Here is a 20,748-nt window from a genome sequence, read left to right on the forward strand (position 1 = left end):
CTTCACTGAATCTGATTTTGTTGTTGGAATAACAAGATTATTCCTAAAAAAATAGAAAACAAGCCTTTTTGATGGCAGTATTTTGTTCGATATACAACGAGTGACCTGGCAGGTCGTCCTCCCGATACGACCGATCCCCTGTACAAGAGCCTAGGCGGGGATTGGCGATAAGGGAAACTGCTGCACCGGTCGCAATCACCGCTAGCCTGGAGTCCAGTACATGCATCCGCGCATCCTTGAGGTCACCGAACGGTTGATCGCTCGCAGTCGTCCTACCCGCGAGCGCTACCTGCAACTGATTCGCGGGGCCGCCAGTGACGGACCGATGCGAGCCAAGCTGCAGTGCGCCAACTTTGCTCACGGTGTGGCCGGCTGCGCCCCTCAGGACAAGCAGAACCTGCGCCTGATGGACTCGGCCAACGTCGCCATCGTTTCGGCCTATAACGACATGCTCTCGGCGCATCAGCCCTACGAGCACTTCCCCGAGCAGATCAAGCAGGCATTGCGCGAGGTCGGATCTGTCGGCCAGTTCGCAGGCGGTGTGCCGGCAATGTGCGATGGTGTCACCCAAGGTGAGCCCGGCATGGAACTGGCCTTGGCCAGCCGCGAGGTGATCGCCATGGCGACTGCGGTGGCGCTCTCGCACAACATGTTTGACGCAACGCTGTGCCTGGGGATCTGTGACAAGATCGTTCCCGGATTGATGATGGGTGCGCTGCGTTTCGGTCACCTGCCGACGATGTTCGTCCCGGGTGGGCCGATGCCGTCGGGGATCTCCAACAAGGAAAAAGCCGACGTACGCCAGCGTTATGCTGAGGGCAAGGCCAGCCGCGAAGAGCTGCTTGAGTCGGAGATGAAGTCCTACCACAGCCCCGGTACCTGCACCTTCTATGGCACTGCCAACACCAACCAGTTGCTGATGGAAGTGATGGGGCTGCACTTGCCGGGCGCTTCGTTCGTCAACCCGTACACGCCACTGCGTGATGCCCTGACCGCCTATGCGGCGCAACAGGTTACGCGGATGACCAAGGCCAGCGGCAACTTCATGCCCTTGGGTGAAATCGTCGACGAGAAGGCGCTGGTCAACTCCATCGTGGCGCTGCACGCCACTGGCGGTTCGACCAACCATACCCTGCACATGCCCGCCATTGCGCAGGCGGCCGGTATCCAGCTGACCTGGCAGGACATGGCCGACCTCTCCGAAGTCGTGCCGACGCTGTCGCATGTTTACCCCAATGGCAGGGCCGACATTAACCATTTCCAGGCCGCTGGCGGCATGGCGTTCCTGATTCGCGAGCTGCTCGATGGCGGCCTGTTGCACGAGGACGTCAACACTGTTGCGGGGCACGGGCTGCGTCGCTATACCCAGGAGCCGTTCCTTGAGGAAGGCAAACTGGTCTGGCGTGACGGCCCCACGGCCAGCCTGGACGAGAGCATCCTGCGACCACTGGCCCGTCCGTTCTCGCCTGAGGGCGGTTTGCGGGTCATGCAGGGCAACCTGGGGCTGGGCGTAATGAAAGTCTCGGCGGTGGCCCCGGAGCATCAGGTGGTCGAAGCCCCGGCGCGGGTGTTCCATGATCAGCAGGCATTGGCCGATGCCTTCAAGGCCGGCGAGCTGGAGCGCGACTTTGTCGCGGTGATGCGTTTTCAAGGGCCGCGCAGCAATGGCATGCCGGAGCTGCACAAGATGACGCCGTTTCTGGGTGTGCTGCAAGACCGTGGCTTCAAGGTCGCGCTGGTCACCGACGGGCGCATGTCTGGCGCCTCGGGCAAGATCCCCGCGGCTATCCACGTTTGCCCGGAAGCCTTCGATGGCGGTCCGCTGGCGCGGGTACGCGATGGCGACATCATTCGTGTCGATGGTCATACGGGTACGCTGCTTGTGCGTGTCGATGAGACCGAGCTGGCGGCAAGGCCTCTGGCGCAAGCCCCAACCGGCAATGACCTGGGCTGTGGGCGCGAGCTGTTTGGCTTCATGCGCCATGCGATGAGTTCGGCGCAGCACGGCGCCAGCGCCTTCACCGCTTCACTGGAGGCGCTGAAATGAAGCGTGCGCTGGTGGGTGACATCGGTGGCACCAATGCCCGTTTTGCCTTGTGGGAAAACGATCGGATGCACTCGGTCAAGGTCTATCAGACCGCCGACTACACCAGCCCGGAACAGGCCATCGACGCTTACCTGAGCGACCATGGCCTGGCGCGTGGCGCCTTGGGCGCTGTGTGCCTGGCGGTCGCAGGGCCTGTAGACGGCGATGCGTTTCGTTTCACCAACAACCACTGGCGGCTCAGCCGGCAGGCATTCTGCAAGACCCTGCAGGTGGATGAGCTGCTGCTGATCAACGACTTCTCGGCCATGGCCCTGGGCATGACCCGTTTGCAGCCCGGCGAGTTTCGCGAGGTGTGTGCCGGGCAGGCCGAGGCGTTGCGCCCGGCGGTGGTCATCGGCCCGGGCACAGGCCTGGGCGTTGGTACCCTGCTGTCATTGGGCGAAGGGCGCTGGATGGCCTTGCCGGGCGAGGGCGGCCATGTCGATCTGCCGGTCGGCAATGCCCGTGAAGCGGCGATTCGCCAACAGATCGAGCGTGAAATCGGCCATGTCAGCGCTGAAACCGTGCTCAGTGGCGGCGGTTTGCTGCGCTTGTACCAGGCGATCTGCGTATTGGATGGCCATCGTGCAGTGCTGCAGACCCCGGCTGCGATCACCGAGGCGGCTCTGGCTGGCGAGCCGTTGGCGTGTTCGGTAATTGAGCAGTTCTGTCGCTTCCTGGGGCGGGTGGCGGGCAACAATGTACTCACCTTGGGCGCACGCGGTGGTGTGTACATCGTTGGCGGCGTGATTCCGCGCTTCGCCGAACTGTTCCTGAACAGCGGTTTTGCCGAGTGTTTTGCTGACAAGGGCTGCATGAGCGGTTATTTCAAGGATGTACCGGTATGGCTGGTGACGGCCGAATTTTCCGGCCTGCTCGGTGCCGGTGTCGCCTTGCAGCAGAAACAGGCCTGAGGGCCTAAGCGTGCAGCGGGCAACAAGACCCGCCAAGGATCAATGCATTGAGTACTGCCGGTAAGTCGATCCTGTTGGTCGATGATGACCAGGACATTCGTGAACTGCTGCAAGCCTACCTGAGCCGTTCAGGCTTTGCCGTGTGCGCGGTGGCCAACGGTCAGGGGTTTCGTCAGGCATTGGACGAGGGTGGTCATGATCTGGTGATCCTCGACGTGATGCTCCCGGATGAAGATGGTTTCAGTTTGTGTCGCTGGACTCGCCAACATCCGCGCCAGTCCCAGGTGCCGATCATCATGTTGACGGCCAGCTCCGATGAGGCCGATCGGGTGATCGGCCTGGAGCTGGGGGCTGACGATTATCTGGGCAAGCCGTTCAGCCCGCGCGAGTTGCAGGCGCGTATCAAAGCCCTGTTGCGCCGGGCCGGTTTTGCTCAAGAGCGTAACGGCGGCGAGGTCCTGGCGTTCGATGAGTGGCGGTTGGACACGGTCAGCCACCGGCTGTTTCACCGCGACGGTGAAGAGGTGATTCTGTCGGGGGCGGATTTTGCCCTGCTCAAGCTGTTTCTCGATCATCCACAACAAATCCTCGACCGCGACACCATCGGCAATGCCACCCGTGGTCGGGAACCGATGCCGCTGGACCGGATTGTCGACATGGCGGTCAGCCGCCTGCGTCAGCGTCTGCGTGACACTGACAAACCAGCCCGTTTGATTCGTACTGTTCGCGGCAGCGGTTATCTGCTGGCAGCCCATGTCGCGCCTGCGCACTGAGCGGCGCTGGCGCCTGCCGTGGCCGCGTTCGCTGCTCGGGCGCATGCTGCTGTTGACGTTGTTGGCGGTGTTGCTGGCCCAGGGGCTGGCCAGCCTGATCTGGCTATCGCAGCTGCGGGCCAGCCAATTGGAGGGCTTGGTGGCCAGTGCGCGCAGCCTGGCTCACTCGATGACCGCCAGCGTCAGCTACTTTCGCTCGCTGCCTGTGGCCTATCGGCCGATGGTGCTGGACCAGTTGCGTAGCATGGGCGGTACCCGTTTCGTGGTGTCGCTCAATGATCATCCATTGGACATGCAGATGTTGCCGGCCACACCGCGCAAAAAAGCAGTGATCGAAGCCGTGGAACAGGTGTTGCGCCAACGTCTGGGTGAGCAGATGAATATCTCTGTGGAGTTCGTCAGCCCAAAGGAACTGCGGGTGTTCAACAGCGGCCTGAAGCTGGACGAACTGCCGCGATCCTGGGCGCATTACGCGCTGACCCTGGCGCCGCTTGATCCGCCGGTGCTGGTGACACAAATCGGTTTGGCGCCGGGTGAGTGGTTGTACATCGCCTCGCTGTTGCCTGAGCCGTACACCAGCCTGGAAGAGGAGGGCGTGCCGGGTCAGCAGATCGGTTTCATGGTGCTGACCAGTACCTTCCTGTTGCTGTTCATCGGTGTACTGGTGCATTGGCAGAGCCGTCCGTTGAAACGCCTGGCGCGGGCGGCGCGGGACCTTTCGCTAGGGGCGGCCGAGGTAGAGCCGGTGGTCGAAGGCGGTGGCAGCGAAGTGGTCGAGGTAGGCCGTGCCTTCAATGCCATGCGCGAGCGCATCAGCCGTTATTTGACGGAGCGCAGCCAGTTGTTCAGCGCGATTTCCCATGATTTACGCACCCCGATCACCCGTTTGCGGCTGCGGGTCGAGTTGTTGGATGACGAGCACGTGCAGCACAAGTTCAGCCGTGATCTGGATGAGCTGGAGATGCTGGTCAAGGGCGCGCTGCAGTGTGTGAAAGATACCGACATCCACGAGAACATCGAACCGATCGATCTTGCGCAGGCGCTGCATGACCTGATCGAGCCGTACCTGGGGACCGGTCAGGTCACCCTTGAGGGGCAGGTGCTGGCGCCATACCCCGGCAAGCCGCTGGCGCTGCGCCGGTGCATGGGCAACCTGATCGACAATGCGCTCAAGTACGGCCAGCGTGCGCACCTGCGGATCGAGGACAGCGATCAGGCGTTCGTGCTGCATGTCGATGACGAGGGTCCTGGCGTGCCCGAGCAGCGCCTGGAACAGGTGTTCGAGCCACACTTCAGGCTGGCCGGGCAGCAGCAGGGTTATGGCCTTGGCCTGGGGATCGCCCGCAATATCGCTCACAGTCATGGTGGCGAGCTGACCCTGCAAAACCTGCGTGAAGGGGGGCTGCGGGTCACCCTGCGCCTGCCGCGAACCGGTGATTGAGTTCACTGAATTGGCGGTCGGCCGGGACAGGGCGGCGCTTGCACAATGTCACTGTTTGGTGACATTCGCGCATCCCTTCGTTACGTCCAGCGGGCGGGCCTCTGGTTAGACTGCCATGCAGCGCAAGCACCACGACTTGCACCTGCATAACAACAAGAAAAGGTTCCCTTCGATGAATGCGATTACTCGCCTCGCCGCTGTCATTTCTCTTGCTTCCTTGTTCCCCCTGAGCGCCGTCGCTGCCGATCCCGGTACAGTGGAAGTGCTGCACTGGTGGACGTCCGGTGGTGAAGCAAAGGCCGTGGAAACCCTGAAGGAACAGGTCAAGAAAGACGGTTTCGTCTGGAAGGACAACGCCGTTGCCGGCGGCGGTGGCGCAGCCGCCATGACCGTACTGAAAACCCGGGCCATTTCCGGTAACCCCCCTGCCGCCGCCCAGATCAAGGGCCCGGACATCCAGGAGTGGGGCGCCCTCGGCCTGCTGACCGAACTGGATGACGTGTCCAAGGCCAACCACTGGGATGCGTTGCTGCCCAAACAAGTCGCCGACATCATGAAGTACGACGGCCACTACGTTGCGGTGCCGGTGAATATCCACCGAGTCAACTGGCTGTGGATCAACCCGCAGGTGTTCGAGAAAGCCGGTGCCAAGGTGCCGACCACCCTTGATGAGCTCTTTGCTGCTGCCGACAAACTCAAGGCCGCAGGCTTCACTGCGCTCGCCCATGGCGGTCAGCCATGGCAGGACAGCACGGTTTTCGAAGACCTGGCACTGAGCATTCTGGGGACCAAGGGCTATCACGCGGCGTTCGTTGAGCTGGATGAACAGGCCCTGACCGGCGAGAAAATGGTCGAGGTGTTCAAGACCTTGCAGCGCCTGGGCACCTACATGGACCCGAACCGCGCGGGGCGTGACTGGAACATTGCGGCGGCCGAGGTCATCAGCGGCAAGGCGGGCATGCAGATCATGGGCGACTGGGCCAAGAGCGAGTGGACCGCTGCAGGCAAGGTCGCCGGCAAGGACTACTTGTGCGTGGCCTTCCCCGGAACCCAGGGCAGTTTTACCTACAACATCGACTCGCTGGCGATGTTCAAGCTCAAGAACGCGAACGACATCAAGGCCCAGAACGATCTGGCCAAGGTCGCGCTGGAGCCTGAGTTCCAGACCGTGTTCAACCGGAACAAAGGCTCGCTGCCGGTGCGTCAGGACATGGACATGAGCCTGTTCGACGCCTGCACGCAGAAGTCGTCGGTGGACTTCAAGGACGCCGAAAAAGGTGACGGCCTGCAACCGAGCATGGCGCACAACATGGCCACGTCGCTGGCCGTGCAGGGGGCCATCTTCGATGTGGTCACCAACTTCCTCAATGACCCGAGCGCCGATCCGGCCAAGGCGGTCAAGCAACTGAGTTCGGCGATCAAGTCGGCCAAGTGAGGCTGTGAGCCTGCTCTACCCGCTGTAGGAGCCGGCCTTGCCGGCGGTGCGGTGCTTCGCGCCGCCCTCCATTCGAGATTTCCACGATGAGCACTGTTGTTGCACTCAACAAGGCCTCGCCCCTCGACGCATTGCAACGCTGGCTGCCAAAACTGGTGCTGGCGCCAAGCATGCTGATCGTCCTGGTGGGGTTCTATGGCTACATCTTCTGGACCTTCCTGCTGTCGTTCACCAACTCCAGTTTCATGCCCAGCTACAAATGGGTAGGGCTGGCGCAGTACGCCAAGCTGCTGGAGAACGACCGTTGGTGGGTGGCGAGCAAGAACCTGCTGGTGTTCGGTGGGCTGTTCATCAGCATCAGCCTGGTGGTCGGCGTGCTGCTGGCGGTGTTGCTCGATCAGCGCATCCGCCGTGAAGGCTTTATCCGCACCATCTACCTGTACCCGATGGCGCTGTCGATGATTGTCACCGGTACTGCTTGGAAGTGGTTGCTCAACCCCGGCCTGGGCCTGGACAAGCTGCTGCGTGATTGGGGCTGGGAGGGCTTCCGCCTGGACTGGCTGGTCGATCCGGACCGAGTTGTCTACTGCCTGGTGATTGCCGCGGTGTGGCAGGCCTCGGGCTTTGTCATGGCCTTGTTCCTGGCGGGCCTGCGGGGTGTCGATCAGTCGATCATCCGTGCCGCCCAGGTCGATGGGGCAAGCCTGCCGAGTATTTACCTGCGCATCGTCCTGCCCAGCCTGCGCCCGGTGTTTTTCAGTGCACTGATGATCCTGGCGCACATTGCGATCAAGAGTTTCGACCTGGTAGCCGCGATGACTGCAGGTGGCCCGGGCTACGCCTCCGACTTGCCGGCGATGTTCATGTACGCCTTCACCTTCAGCCGCGGGCAGATGGGCATGGGCTCGGCCAGCGCGATTCTGATGCTGGGGGCGATCCTGTCGATCCTGGTGCCTTACCTGTACTCGGAATTGAGGAATAAGCGCCATGACTAAGCCTCTTGCTTCGCGTGGCTTCAGCCTCAGCCGCCTGGCCATCTACGGCACCTTGCTGCTGGCCTGCGCGGTCTACCTGATCCCGCTGATCGTGATGCTGCTGACCAGCTTCAAATCACCGGAGGACATCCGCACCGGCAACTTGCTGAGCTGGCCCGAGGTGATCACGGGCATCGGCTGGATCAAGGCCTGGGACACCGTGGGTGGCTACTTCTGGAACTCGGTGAAAATCACCGTACCGGCGGTGGTGGTTTCGACGCTGTTGGGGGCGCTTAACGGGTATGTGCTGTCGATGTGGCGCTTCCGTGGCTCGCAGTTGTTTTTCGGCTTGCTGTTGTTCGGTTGCTTTCTGCCGTTTCAGACCGTGCTGCTGCCGGCCTCGTTCACCCTCGGCAAGCTGGGCCTGGCCAGCACCACCACGGGCCTTGTGCTGGTGCATATCGTCTATGGCCTGGCCTTTACCACGCTGTTCTTTCGCAACTACTACACCAGTGTCCCGGATGCCCTGGTGCGGGCGGCACGGCTCGATGGTGCGGGCTTCTTCACCATCTTCGGGAAGATCCTGCTGCCGATGTCGGTGCCGATCATCATGGTCTGCCTGATCTGGCAGTTCACGCAGATCTGGAACGACTTTCTTTTCGGCGTGGTGTTTGCCAGCGGCGATGCCCAGCCCATCACGGTGGCGCTGAACAACCTGGTCAACACCAGCACCGGGGTCAAGGAATACAACGTCGACATGGCGGCGGCGATGATCGCCGGGTTACCGACCCTGTTGGTCTATGTGATGGCTGGCAAGTATTTCCTGCGCGGGCTCACTGCCGGCGCGGTCAAGGGGTGAATTATGGCAACGCTTGAATTGCGCAACGTCAACAAGACCTACGGCAGTGGCCTGCCGGACACCTTGAAGAACATCGAGCTGAAGATCGACTCGGGCGAGTTCCTGATTCTGGTTGGCCCCTCGGGCTGCGGCAAGTCGACCTTGATGAACTGCATCGCCGGGCTGGAGCAGATCAGCGGCGGGGCGATCCTGGTGGATGAGGCTGATATCAGCGGCATGAGCCCGAAGGACCGGGACATTGCCATGGTCTTTCAGTCCTATGCGCTGTACCCGACCATGAACGTGCGGGAGAACATCGCCTTCGGCCTGAAGATCCGCAAGATGCCCGCCGCCGCCATCGAAGAAGAGGTGGCGCGGGTGTCCAGGCTGCTGCAGATCGAGCACCTGCTCAATCGCAAGCCCGGTCAGCTCTCGGGTGGTCAACAACAGCGCGTGGCGATGGGCCGGGCGTTGGCGCGGCGGCCGAAGATCTACCTGTTCGATGAGCCACTGTCCAACCTCGATGCCAAGTTGCGGGTGGAGATGCGCACCGAGATCAAGCTGATGCACCAACGCTTGAAGACCACCACGGTCTACGTGACCCACGACCAGATCGAAGCGATGACCCTGGGTGACAAGGTTGCTGTGATGAAGGACGGGCTGATCCAGCAGTTCGGAACCCCGCAGCAGATCTATAACGACCCGGCCAACCTGTTCGTCGCCAGTTTCATTGGCTCACCGCCGATGAACTTCATCCCTTTGCGTCTGCAGCGCAAGGACAGCCGGCTGCTGGCGCTGCTCGACAGTGGTCAGGCGCGCTGCGAGTTGCCGATGGGCATCGACGATGCGGGCCTGGAAGAGCGTGAAGTGATTCTGGGCATTCGCCCCGAACAAGTCTGCCTGGCACCGGAACAGCCCAATGGCCTGCCCAGTATTCGTGCCGAGGTGCAGGTGATCGAACCTACCGGCCCGGACACTCTGGTGTTCGTCAGCCTCAACGGCACCAAAGTCTGCTGTCGCCTGGCGCCTGACTGCCCGGTGCAGGTGGGGGACAACCTGAACCTGCAGTTCGACCCGGCGCGGGTGTTGCTGTTCGACGCCGTAACGGGTGAGCGATTGGGTGTGGTCGGCAACCCGCAAGTGCATGCGCCCAAGGACAATGTAGCCAAGGACAATGTGGCGCAGTTCAAGGGGCGCTGAGCCGTTTGCAGGACGTGTAAATCCATCGATAACAATAAGACGAGGAAACAAGGGATGGCTCATTACAAACGCATCAGGTCGCTGGCTCCGCTGACCTTGCTGGCTGCGTTCGGGGTAAACGGTGGTGCTCATGCTGCCGGTGCTTTCGACCCGGAATCGAAATGGATGACCGGAGATTGGGGCGGCACGCGTACCGAGTTGCTGGAGAAGGGTTACGACTTCTCGCTGGAGTACGTGGGCGAGGTGGCTGGCAACCTCAGCGGTGGCTACAACGATGACAAGACGGCGCGCTACAGCGACCAGTTTGCCTTGGGCGTGAAGCTGGACCTGGAAAAGATCCTCGGTTGGCAGGATACCGAGTTCAAGCTGGCCGTTACGGAACGCAGTGGCCGTAACCTGTCCAACGACCGCATCAGTGATCCGCGTGCCGGGCAGTTCAGTTCGGTGCAGGAAGTCTGGGGGCGCGGCCAGACCTGGCGGCTGACCCAGATGTGGATCAAGCAGCAGTATTTCGATCAGGCGCTGGATGTCAAAGTCGGCCGCTTCGGCCCGGGTGAGGACTTCAACAGCTTCCCCTGCGACTTCCAGAACCTGGCGTTCTGTGGATCCCAAGTTGGCAACTGGGTTGGCAGCATCTGGTACAACTGGCCCGTCAGCCAGTGGGCGTTGCGGGTCAAGTACAACATCACCCCGGAGTTCTTCGCTCAGGTCGGCGTGTTTGAGCAGAACCCGTCCAACCTGGAAACCGGCAACGGTTTCAAGCTCAGTGGCAGTGGTACCAAGGGCATGATCCTGCCGGTGGAAATGGTCTGGTCGCCCAAGGTCAACGACCTGCCGGGTGAGTACCGTCTGGGTTACTACTACAGCACCGCCAAGGCTGACGATGTCTTTGAAGACGTCAATGGCCAACCGCAGGCGCTAACCGGTAATGACTTCAAATCGCACAGCAGCAAGCATGGCTGGTGGGTTGTCGCCCAGCAGCAGGTTACTGCGCACAACGGCGATGCCGCACGTGGTTTGAGCCTTTTCGCCAACTTCACTGTTCACGACAAGGCCACCAACGTGGTCGATAACTACCAGCAGGTCGGCCTGGTCTACAAAGGTGCCTTTGACGGGCGACCCAAGGACGACATCGGCTTTGGCGTGGCGCGTATTCACGTGAACGACGATGTGAAAAAACGTGCAGAGTTGCTCAATGACGTCAGTGGTATCAACGACTACGACAACCCGGCGTTCGTCCCTGTCCAGAAGACCGAATACAACGCCGAGCTGTACTACGGTTTTCACGTCACCAACTGGCTGACCGTACGGCCGAACCTGCAGTACATCCGCAGCCCAGGGGGTGTGGATGAGGTGGACAACGCGGTCGTCGCCGGCTTGAAGATTCAGTCGGTGTTCTGACCTAATATGTTGTAAATTTACGCCATTTGTTGCAGCTGATTGCCGGCTTGCTCAGCACCTGCCTGTAGGTGCTGAGCTGGCTGGCGATAAAGCCCGTCAGTCAATCAGAGTTCCTAGCCATGCAAGAGCATCCGCTCCAGCGCTTTTTCACCTCGCGCCGGCCGCGTCCGACCTTTGAGTGGGAACGCCATCAGCAGCGCGACGTGCTGATCATTGATCACCCACGTTGCCAGGCGGTGTTCAGTCGTCAGGGCGCCCAGTTGCTGCATTTTCAGCCGCAGGGCCAGCGCCCGTGGTTGTGGTGTGCCGCACAGTGGCCACAGGTTGGGGCGATCCGTGGCGGTGTGCCCGTGTGCTGGCCCTGGTACGGTCGTCACCCCAGTGAAGACCTCTGGCCTTCTCATGGTTGGGCACGGCTGCTGGACTGGAAGCTGATCGACAGCTCAGAGGATGCCGAAGGGGTTAGCCTGACCTGGCGTTTGCAGCTGTGTGACTGGCAGGTTGACTTGCAGGCGCGGCTGGGTGATGGCATGGAGTTGCAGTTGCGTACTGAGCATCAGGACAGCTTGCCCTGCCAGTTGAGTCATGCGCTGCTGGCTTACTGGCGTATCAGTGACGTCTCAAAGATAGCGCTGTCTGGGCTCGAAGGTGCGGAAGGTTACGACCAGTTGAGTCGTCAAACCTGCCGGCAGAAAGGTGAGCTGAAAGTGCAGGGCGGCTGTCAGCGGGTGTTCCAGAATGCGGCAACGCTACAACTGCACGACCCGGCCTGGAAGCGCCAGCTGTGCATTGATATGGGCGACAGCGAGGACACGGTGGTCTGGCACCCCGGTAGTCGGCCGCTGATGGGTGTCAGTGGCAGCGAAACCCTCGGCTTTGTCTGCGTCGAGGCGACCAGTGGCCACAACGACAGCCTGAGCCTGGCACCGGGCGAGCAGGCTCATCTGCGGCTGCAGGCGCACCTGTTCAATTGAGTTCATCGTCGATCGGGTAGCGGCTGGCGTTGAGGCTTTCCTTGATTTTGCGCAGGTGTGGCTGGAAGTCCACGCCACGGCGCAGGGTCATGCCGGTGGCCAGTACATCGAGTACCGTCAGCTGGATGATCCGCGAGGTCATCGGCATGTAGATGTCGGTGTCTTCCGGCAGCGGGATGTTCAGGCTCAGGCTGCTGGCCTTGGCCAGTGGTGAGCCGGCAGCGGTCAGGCCGAGCACCGAGGCACCGTTTTCACGGGCCAGGCGTGCGACTTCGACCAGTTCGCGGGTGCGCCCTGTGTAGGAAATGATCACGAACAGCTCGCCAGTGTGCGCCACCGACGCCAGCATGCGCTGCATCAGGACATCGGCATGGGCCGACACGGCAAGGTTGAAACGGAAGAACTTGTGTTGGGCATCCAGTGCCACCGGGGCCGAGGCGCCGAGGCCGAAGAAGTGGATCTGTCGGGCCTGGATCAGCATGTCGACGGCGCGGCTGATCAACTGCGGGTCGAGTTGCTGGCAGGCGCTGTCCAGCGAGGCGATGGCACTGCCGAAGATTTTCTGGGTGTAGGCGGCCGGATCATCGTCGGCCTCGACCGCGCGGCTGACGTAGGCGGCGCCACTGGCCAGGCTCTGCGCCAGTTGCAGTTTGAGTTCCGGGTAGCCGCTGACATCGAACGAGCGGCAGAAGCGGTTCACGGTCGGTTCGCTGACCTTGGCCGCCTGGGCCAGGGCGGCAATGCTGAAGCGCGTCGCTTGCTGGGGGTTGAGCAGGATGACTTCGGCGACTTTGCGCTCGGCCTTGTTCAGCTCTTCAAGGCGGCCCTGGATCTGTTCCAGGAGGTTTCGCACGCGGTCCATGGTTTATGTCCTTGGGTCGAGGATGCAGCCAATAGCGGGCAGCAGCGGGCTTTTTGGGGGTGGCCTATCGTACTGATGGCCTGATTGCTTCACCACTTGAATCTGTCCAAGGGGTCAAATGTTGTGTTTATTACTACATAATCCCCTTGATTACTGCCCTTGAACAGGGTATTTGTACGTCAACTTGATAAAAGAACCAACATCATGTCTTCGATCTCCGTTGAGCCTTGTACGTTTGCCCTGTTTGGCGCCCTTGGCGACCTGGCATTGCGCAAGCTGTTTCCGGCGCTGTATCAGCTGGATCGCGCCGGGCTGTTGCATGCTGACACCCAGGTGCTGGCATTGGCCCGCGAGCCGGGCAGCGTCGAGGAGCACCTGCAGCGAATCGAAGCGCACCTGCATGAATTCGTCGAGGCCGGGCAGATAGAGGCCATCCCTCTGCAACGCTTCCTGGCCCGCCTGAGCTACCTGCATGTGGACTTTCTCAAGGCGGATGACTATCAGGCGCTCGCCGAAAAGGTCGCTCCCCAGGCACCACTGATCGCCTACTTCGCAACGCCTGCAGCGGTTTATGGCGGCATCTGCGAAAACCTCGACAAGGCAGGCCTCGGCCCGCGTACCCGGGTTGTGCTGGAAAAACCGATTGGCCACGACCTGGAGTCGTCACGGCGGGTCAACGATGCCGTGGCGCAGTTTTTCCCGGAAAACCGGGTCTACCGCATCGACCATTACCTGGGCAAGGAAACCGTCCAGAACCTGATTGCGCTGCGTTTCGCCAACAGCCTGTTCGAAACCCAGTGGAACCAGAATTCGATCTCCCATGTGGAGATCACCGTGGCGGAGAAGGTGGGTATCGAAGGGCGCTGGGGCTACTTCGACAAGGCCGGCCAACTGCGGGACATGATTCAGAACCACTTGCTGCAATTGCTTTGCCTGATCGCCATGGACCCGCCCAGCGACCTGTCGGCCGACAGTATCCGTGATGAGAAGGTCAAGGTGCTCAAGGCGCTGGCGCCGATCACCGGTGAAGGCCTCGGCAGCCGCGTGGTACGTGGCCAGTACATCGCCGGTTACAGTGAGGGGCGCCCGGTACCGGGATACCTGGAAGAAGACAACGCCAACCCGCAAAGCAATACCGAAACCTTTGTTGCCTTGCGTGCCGACATTCGCAACTGGCGCTGGGCCGGTGTGCCGTTCTACCTGCGTACCGGCAAGCGGATGCCGCAGAAATTGTCGCAGATCGTCATCCACTTCAAGGAACCGCCGCACTACATCTTCGCGCCGGAGCAGCGTTTACAGATCGGTAACAAGCTGATCATTCGTTTGCAGCCGGACGAAGGTATTTCTTTGCGGGTGATGACCAAGGAGCAGGGCCTGGACAAGGGCATGCAGTTACGCAGCGGCCCGTTGCAATTGAATTTCTCCGACACCTACCGCAGTACACGCATCCCCGATGCCTACGAGCGGTTGTTGTTGGAAGTGATGCGCGGCAATCAGAACCTGTTTGTGCGCAAGGATGAAATCGAATACGCGTGGAAGTGGTGCGACCAGTTGATTGCCGGTTGGAAGAGTTCGGGCGAAGCGCCCAAGCCCTACGCCGCCGGGTCCTGGGGGCCGATGAGCTCGATCGCGCTGATAACCCGTGATGGGAGGTCGTGGTATGGCGATATCTGAACTGCAATGGCCGGCTAACGTGGCGACGCATACCTATGCAAGCCCGGCGCTGCTGGCTGAAGACCTGGCCAAGAATGTCGCCGAGCGCCTGAGTGCGGCCATTGCCGCCAACGGGCAGGCCACCCTGGTGGTCTCTGGTGGTCGTAGCCCGGTGATGTTTTTCCAATGCCTGGCACGCCGGTCGCTGGACTGGTCAAAGGTAGTGGTCAGCCTTGCGGATGAGCGCTGGGTGCCGGTGGAGCATGTCGACAGTAATGCCGGGCTGCTCAAGCGCTACCTGTTGGTCGGGGCGGCGGCCAAGGCTCGTTTTATTGGCCTGTATCGTGCCAGTGCCAGCCTTGAAGCGGCTGCCCTGGACGCCGATCAGGCCTTGGCCGAGTTGCCGCCGATTGATGTGCTGGTGCTGGGTATGGGCGATGACGGGCATACAGCGTCGCTGTTTCCGGCCAGCCCGAACCTTGCCCAAGGCCTGGCAGCCGACAGCCCTCGACGTTGCCTGCCCATGCTGGCGCCGAGCGTTCCGCATCAGCGCCTGAGCATGACCCGTGCCTTGCTGGGGACTGCCGCATTCACTGCCTTGTCCGTGCAAGGGCAAGGCAAACTCGCTACCCTGCGCGCCGCGCTGGCAGGGGATGACCCTGCCGAAATGCCAATTCGCGCCTTTCTACATGCTTCCCTGGATATTTTCTGGTGCCCATGAGCCAAGGACCCGCCGTTATGACCACGCATGAACATTCGCAACCGGGCATCTCCATGGCCGACAAAATCGCGCAGATCGACCGTATCTGCGGTGAGGCGCGCATCCTTCCGGTGATTACCATTGCCCGCGAGGAAGACATTCTGCCGCTGGCCGATGCGCTGGCCGCGGGTGGCCTGAAGACGCTGGAGATCACCCTGCGCTCCGAACATGGCCTGAAAGCCATTCGTATGCTGCGTGAGCAACGCCCCGAGTTGTGCATTGGTGCTGGTACCGTGCTCGACCGCTCGATGCTGAAGGCGGTTGAGGCGGCGGGTGCACAGTTCATCGTCACCCCCGGCTGTACCCAGGACATCCTTGAGGCGGGCGTCGAAAGCGCCTTGCCATTGCTGCCGGGCATCAGCAGCGCTTCGGAAATCATGATGGGCTATGCCCTGGGCTACCGTCGCTTCAAGCTGTTTCCAGCGGAAATCAGTGGTGGCGTCGCAGCGATCAAAGCCTTTGGTGGCCCGTTTGGTGAGGTGCGTTTCTGCCCGACTGGCGGGGTGAATGAAAGTAACCTGAAGAGCTACATGTCCCAGCCCAATGTGATGTGCGTGGGCGGGACCTGGATGTTCAACAGCGCCTGGGTCAAGGACCGTGACTGGGCGCGTATCCAGGCCTGCAGCGCCGAGGCCTTGGCCCTGCTGGACTGATCCCTATTCGTTATGTGCTACACGGCTTTAGGTGCGCTTGGTCGGCGCACCTTTTTTTTGCCTGTCAGAAACACAGGAACCAGTCTGCACCTGCTTCGTTGTAGCAGGCTTGCCTGCGCTGGCTTCGGCGGGGTACCAGTGAGTTCGCGGTGCCTGCATCGCGGGCAAGCCCGGCTCCTTCAGGCTGCGCGGTCTTTGGCTTAAAAAAAAGAACCCCCGCAATAAAAGCGAGGGTTCTTCGGTAGCCTGTGCCCGGCTCTTTCAAGACGGGCATTTTCAACGGCTGGGTGCCAGGCCGGTTTACGCGGCTTTGGCGGCCTGTTGGCTCAGCGAGCGGTTCAGGGCGCTGAACAAGGCCTTGAAGCTGGCGGTGGTGATGTTTTCATCGATACCGACGCCATGCACTGGGCGGCCACCGGCCACGCGCAGCTCGATGTAGGCCGCCGCCTTGGCGTTGGTCCCGGCACCGATCGCATGCTCGTTGTAGTCCATGATTTCGACGGCAACCGGCAAGCCGGCAACCAGTGCTTCCAGGGCGCCGTTGCCCTTGCCGCGCCAGTGCAGGGTGGTCTCGCCTTCGCCAGCGACTTCCACTTCCACGGCGCTGTGACCGTTCTCTTCCTGCAGGCGGTGGCTGACCAGCGCATACGGCGAGTTGGCCTGCAGGTATTCACGGTGCAGCAAGTTGTAGATCTGCTGAGCGCTCATTTCCAGGCCCAGGCGGTCGGTTTCGCCCTGTACGACCTGGCTGAACTCGATCTGCATACGACGCGGCAGGCTGATGCCGTATTCCTGTTCGAGCAGGTAGGTGATACCGCCCTTGCCGGACTGGCTGTTGACGCGAATCACGGCCTCGTAGCTGCGGCCGATGTCGGCCGGGTCGATCGGCAGGTACGGTACTTCCCAGAGGGCGTCATCTTTCTGCTGGGCAAAGCCCTTGCGGATGGCATCCTGGTGGGAGCCGGAGAACGCTGTGTGAACCAGGTCGCCAACATACGGGTGACGTGGGTGCACGGGCAGTTGGTTGCACTCCTCGACCACCTTGCGCACGCCGTCGATGTCGGAGAAGTCCAGTTCAGGGTCGATACCCTGGGTGTAGAGGTTCAGCGCCAAGGTCACCAGGTCGACGTTGCCGGTACGCTCGCCGTTGCCGAACAGGCAGCCTTCGGCACGGTCGGCGCCCGCCATCAAGCCCAACTCGGTGGCAGCAACGCCGGTACCGCGGTCGTTGTGGGTGTGCAGGCTGATGATCACGCTGTCACGACGCGAGATGTTGCGGCAGAACCACTCGATCTGGTCGGCGTAGACGTTCGGCGTCGATACTTCAACGGTGGCCGGCAGGTTGAGGATGACCTTGTGTTCCGGGGTCGGATTCCAGACTTCGATCACCGCATCGCAGACTTCCTTGGCGAACTCCATTTCGGTGGCGCTGAAGGTTTCTGGCGAGTACTCGAACGTCCAGTGGGTGTCCGGCTGTTGGGCGGCATATTTGACGAACAGCTTGGCTGCGTTCACCGCAATGTCTTTCACGCCTTGCTTGTCCTGGTTGAAGACAATGCGACGGAACGATGGGCTGGTGGCGTTGTACAGGTGGACGATGGCCTTTTTCGCGCCGCGCAGCGACTCGAAGGTACGGGCGATCAAGTCTTCACGAGCCTGGGTCAACACCTGAATGGTGGTGTCGTCAGGAATGTGGCCGTCTTCGATCAGGGTGCGAACGAAATCGAAGTCGGTTTGCGAGGCGGAAGGGAACGATGCCTCGATTTCTTTCACACCAACGCTGACCAGGGTCTTCCAGAAACGCAGCTTCTTCGCCGAGTCCATTGGTTCGATCAGCGACTGGTTACCGTCACGCAAGTCCGAGCTGCACCAGATCGGCGCCTGGGTGATGGTCTTCGATGGCCAGGTACGATCCGGCAAGTCGATGGTCGGAAACGCGCGGTATTTTTTCGAAGGGTCTTTGAGCATGGACATGGAAGCAATCCTTTAATGTGCGGCCTTGAAAGGGGCCCGCCGAGCAAACAAAAAGATGGAAAGGCGAGGCGACGCGATTCAGCTTGGTAGTCGGGCACTGACCAGGCAAAGGCTGCGGTGTTGGCGAAGCTGGAAGAGGTTCTGGAAGGTTTTCATGAGCTCAACCCTACCCAGTGGGGTGAAAGATGGCAAGCACTCGAAAAAAATTGATAGAAATGCTTAAAAAGTACTTTTTTGCGAGATTTTATAGCGCTTCATAGCGCAAAAGACCGCGTCTATTGCGCGGTCTTTTTAAATGGCGCAAACCTGCCTCAGGGCTGGAAGGCGCCGATGAAAATGGCCGGATCGACCCGTGCATCGTTCAGGCTGACGTTCCAGTGCATGTGCGGGCCAGTGGCGCGCCCGGTGGAACCCACCCGCCCGATGACGGCGCCGCGACTCAGTGTCTGCCCGGGTTTCACGTCGATTTTCGACATGTGGCAGAACATGCTGATAAAGCCTTGGCCGTGGTCGACGAAAACGGTATTGCCATTGAAGAAGTAGTTACCGACCAGGATGACCTTGCCATTGGCCGGCGTCTTGATTGGCGTGCCGGCCGGTACGGCAAAGTCCAGGCCCGCATGGGGATTGCGCTCTTCGCCGTTGAAGAACCGACGTACGCCAAAACGGCTGGACAGGGGGCCGTTGACCGGCTTGTCGAGTAGCAGGTTGCTTGGCAAGCCTGGGCTGAAGCTGCGGTAGGCGCGAACCTGTTCGGCCAGTTCGGCGTCGATGCGCTTCAGGTCAGCCGGGTTGGGATTGACCTGGCGCTTGTTCTTCAGGGTGATGTGCTGCTCTGGGTATTGCTTGCTGCCGACGGTAAAAGCCAGCGTCCGCGTGCCGAGGCTGAGTGTCGCCGGGCCGGGTTTCTGAGTCAGGGGCACGCCGACAATAGCCAGCCATTTGTCCTGTTCCTTTACCACCAGCACCGGTTTGCCCTCGAAGCGAGCATTGGGCGCCTGAGCGCCTGGGCCCAAGTCAATGACTGCGACGCCGCCGGGCACCGGCTTGTTCAGTTTCTGGGTGATGTAACTGGCGTGGGCGGTGCCGGCCAGTGTCAGGCAAAGCAGAAAAGCGAGCAGACGGGGCATGGATCAATCCAGTAGAGAAAGCGTGACCGGGGTCTGGTGGTTGTCTTCGACGCGCACCAGTAGCTGACCTTCGCCGAGGCGCGCAGTCAGGCGTTGGCCGTTTTGGGTCTGGCTGGCGCTGCGAATGGCCTGGCCACGCTCATCCAGCAGGATGCTGTAGCCGCGGCCCAGGGTGGCCAGCGGGCTGACCACCTGCAGGGTCTGGACGGTGGCCTGCAACTGCTGGCGACGATCCTTCAGGGCTTCACGCATGGCGCGTGGCAGGCGCTCGGAGAGGCTGTCCAGGCGTTGCTTGAGCAGTGCCAGTGTGCGCCCGGGGTGCTGCGCGGCCAGCCGTGTGTCAAGCCGGGCCAGGCGCTCGCGGCGTTGGTTCAGGCGTTGCTCGAATGCGCGGCGCAGGCGCATATCCAGGTCATCCAGGCGTTGTGCTTGTTGGCGCAGCCGTTCGCCGGGGTGGCGCAGGCGTCGGCTCAGGCCTTCGACACGCAGGCGCGCATGGGCCAGACGGTTTTGCATCTGCAGCAGCAGGCGCCGTTGCAGGCTGTCGATGCGCCGTTGCAGGTCACTGCTGTCTGGCGCCAACAGTTCGGCTGCAGCCGACGGGGTAGGCGCGCGGACGTCGGCGACGAAGTCGCTGATCGAAACGTCGGTTTCATGGCCGACTGCGCTGACGATCGGTGTTACGCAGGCGGCGATGGCTCGGGCCACATCCTCTTCGTTGAAGCACCAGAGGTCTTCAAGCGAGCCGCCGCCACGGGCCAGGATCAGCGCGTCGAAACCCAGGCTGTCGGCCCGTTGCAGTGCGCGAACAATTTGCCCGATGGCTTCACGGCCCTGCACGGCAGTCGGGATCAGGGTCAGCTCAACCTGCGGCGCACGGCGCCGAAAGACACTGATGATGTCGCGGATCACCGCGCCGGTGGGTGAGCTGATAATGCCAATGCGCTGCGGATGCGCGGGCAGGGCAACCTTGCGTTCACTACTGAACAGGCCTTCGGCGCCAAGCTTTTCCTTCAGCGCCTCGAAGGCCAGACGCAAGGCGCCATCACCGGCCGGTTCCACGGTGTCGAGAATCAGCTGGTAGTCGCCACGCCCCTCAAACAGAGAGACCTTGCCGCGCACCTTGACCGCCAGGCCATCGCGCAACGCTTGACGCACCCGTGCGGCGTTGTTGCGAAACAGCGCGCAGCGCACCTGGGCACCACTGTCCTTGAGGGTGAAATAGATATGGCCGGAGGCCGGGCGGGCGAGGTTGGATATCTCGCCCTCGACCCAGATACTGCTGAAAACATCTTCAAGCAGCACCCGGGCGCGGCCGTTGAGTTGGCTGACGGTCAGGACTTCGCGGTCCAGACCGAGTCGTTCGAAAGGGTCTCTGATCATGGGTCGCATCATAAAGGATTGTGAGCGCATTGCGCGCTATCGACGGTTCGAATGCAGCCGGTCGCGTCGAGCCGTTGCATCGCTGCTGGCTTGAGAGTGGGTTAAATCGAATGCTCCATGCGTGTGGTCAATGACCTGCGCTGCAGCCGAACAGTGAGGGTTGTTTAGGGAAACGTTGAGCCATTCACCCGTTCGCTTAGGAGAGGTCCTGCATTAATTCTGGAATCGGCTGATATACGCCCTCTAGCTAAAGTTGATTAGCTGTCATGCAGGCACAAGGCAAAGCGGTATGTGCAG

17 protein-coding genes are annotated in these 20,748 nt (G+C 61.2%); 13 read left to right on the forward strand and 4 right to left on the reverse strand.

What is annotated here, in order from left to right; all coding sequences use genetic code 11:
- The first annotated feature begins 220 nt into the window (after positions 1–220).
- The 10 genes from edd (at position 221) to UIA24_RS01765 (ending at position 12,036) form a co-directional block, all read left to right on the forward strand.
- Positions 221–2,047, forward strand: coding sequence for a phosphogluconate dehydratase (edd, locus tag UIA24_RS01720; protein ID WP_330522042.1), 1,827 nt, complete (start codon positions 221–223; stop codon positions 2,045–2,047).
- Positions 2,044–3,000, forward strand: a complete 957-nt coding sequence (locus UIA24_RS01725) for a glucokinase (protein ID WP_102052840.1) — start codon at positions 2,044–2,046, stop codon at positions 2,998–3,000. The genes edd and UIA24_RS01725 overlap by 4 nt, the downstream gene beginning before the upstream one ends.
- 47 nt (positions 3,001–3,047) lie before the next feature.
- Positions 3,048–3,773, forward strand: coding sequence for a response regulator transcription factor (locus tag UIA24_RS01730; RefSeq protein WP_330522043.1), 726 nt, complete (start codon positions 3,048–3,050; stop codon positions 3,771–3,773).
- Positions 3,754–5,214: an ATP-binding protein gene (locus UIA24_RS01735; protein WP_330522044.1), complete on the forward strand. Its 1,461-nt coding sequence runs from the start codon at positions 3,754–3,756 to the stop codon at positions 5,212–5,214. Before UIA24_RS01730 ends, UIA24_RS01735 begins: the two co-directional genes overlap by 20 nt.
- 172 nt (positions 5,215–5,386) lie before the next feature.
- Positions 5,387–6,649, forward strand: a complete 1,263-nt coding sequence (locus UIA24_RS01740; protein ID WP_102052859.1) for an ABC transporter substrate-binding protein — start codon at positions 5,387–5,389, stop codon at positions 6,647–6,649.
- A gap of 86 nt (positions 6,650–6,735) precedes the next feature.
- Entirely contained in the window at positions 6,736–7,644 is a 909-nt protein-coding gene (locus UIA24_RS01745) for a carbohydrate ABC transporter permease (RefSeq protein WP_065760150.1), read from the forward strand.
- Positions 7,637–8,482 (forward strand): carbohydrate ABC transporter permease, encoded by an 846-nt coding sequence (locus UIA24_RS01750; protein ID WP_102052839.1) that lies wholly within the window; start codon positions 7,637–7,639, stop codon positions 8,480–8,482. Before UIA24_RS01745 ends, UIA24_RS01750 begins: the two co-directional genes overlap by 8 nt.
- 3 nt (positions 8,483–8,485) lie before the next feature.
- Positions 8,486–9,661: an ABC transporter ATP-binding protein gene (locus UIA24_RS01755; RefSeq protein ID WP_099773657.1), complete on the forward strand. Its 1,176-nt coding sequence runs from the start codon at positions 8,486–8,488 to the stop codon at positions 9,659–9,661.
- A gap of 54 nt (positions 9,662–9,715) precedes the next feature.
- The gene (locus UIA24_RS01760; RefSeq protein WP_102052838.1) at positions 9,716–11,062 is read left to right on the forward strand and encodes a carbohydrate porin; all 1,347 of its coding nucleotides are present in this window, start codon (positions 9,716–9,718) and stop codon (positions 11,060–11,062) included.
- A 119-nt stretch (positions 11,063–11,181) separates the two neighbouring features.
- Positions 11,182–12,036, forward strand: coding sequence for a D-hexose-6-phosphate mutarotase (locus UIA24_RS01765; protein WP_102052837.1), 855 nt, complete (start codon positions 11,182–11,184; stop codon positions 12,034–12,036).
- On the opposite strand, the gene hexR is transcribed toward UIA24_RS01765, so the two are convergent.
- Complete coding sequence (gene hexR / locus UIA24_RS01770) at positions 12,029–12,889, reverse strand: MurR/RpiR family transcriptional regulator (protein WP_218060847.1); 861 nt, start codon at positions 12,887–12,889, stop codon at positions 12,029–12,031. The two genes, UIA24_RS01765 and hexR, sit on opposite strands and share 8 nt — an antisense overlap.
- Positions 12,890–13,102: 213 nt before the next feature.
- Between hexR and zwf the strand changes: the two genes are divergently transcribed.
- Genes zwf through UIA24_RS01785 form a run of 3 tightly spaced genes read left to right on the forward strand, consistent with a single transcriptional unit; the run spans position 13,103 to position 15,964 of the window.
- On the forward strand, positions 13,103–14,572 hold the full coding sequence (gene zwf / locus UIA24_RS01775; protein ID WP_102052836.1) for a glucose-6-phosphate dehydrogenase: 1,470 nt from the start codon (positions 13,103–13,105) through the stop codon (positions 14,570–14,572).
- On the forward strand, positions 14,559–15,272 hold the full coding sequence (gene pgl / locus UIA24_RS01780) for a 6-phosphogluconolactonase (RefSeq protein WP_102052835.1): 714 nt from the start codon (positions 14,559–14,561) through the stop codon (positions 15,270–15,272). The genes zwf and pgl overlap by 14 nt, the downstream gene beginning before the upstream one ends.
- Before the next feature lie 17 nt (positions 15,273–15,289).
- Complete coding sequence (locus UIA24_RS01785; protein WP_065760142.1) at positions 15,290–15,964, forward strand: bifunctional 4-hydroxy-2-oxoglutarate aldolase/2-dehydro-3-deoxy-phosphogluconate aldolase; 675 nt, start codon at positions 15,290–15,292, stop codon at positions 15,962–15,964.
- 300 nt (positions 15,965–16,264) lie between these two features.
- Here UIA24_RS01785 and leuA read toward each other — a convergent pair whose 3' ends face one another.
- From leuA to xseA, 3 genes are all read right to left on the reverse strand, one after another.
- Positions 16,265–17,938: a 2-isopropylmalate synthase gene (gene leuA, locus UIA24_RS01790; RefSeq protein WP_065761910.1), complete on the reverse strand. Its 1,674-nt coding sequence runs from the start codon at positions 17,936–17,938 to the stop codon at positions 16,265–16,267.
- Positions 17,939–18,249: 311 nt separating this feature from the next.
- Positions 18,250–19,068 (reverse strand): peptidoglycan DD-metalloendopeptidase family protein, encoded by an 819-nt coding sequence (locus UIA24_RS01795; RefSeq protein ID WP_330522045.1) that lies wholly within the window; start codon positions 19,066–19,068, stop codon positions 18,250–18,252.
- 3 nt (positions 19,069–19,071) lie between these two features.
- On the reverse strand, positions 19,072–20,451 hold the full coding sequence (gene xseA, locus UIA24_RS01800) for an exodeoxyribonuclease VII large subunit (RefSeq protein ID WP_330522046.1): 1,380 nt from the start codon (positions 20,449–20,451) through the stop codon (positions 19,072–19,074).
- Positions 20,452–20,748: the final 297 nt, after the last annotated feature.

Origin of the sequence: Pseudomonas sp. AL 58, assembly GCF_036348395.1 — a bacterium.
Taxonomy (GTDB): Bacteria; Pseudomonadota; Gammaproteobacteria; order Pseudomonadales; family Pseudomonadaceae; genus Aquipseudomonas; species Aquipseudomonas defluvii.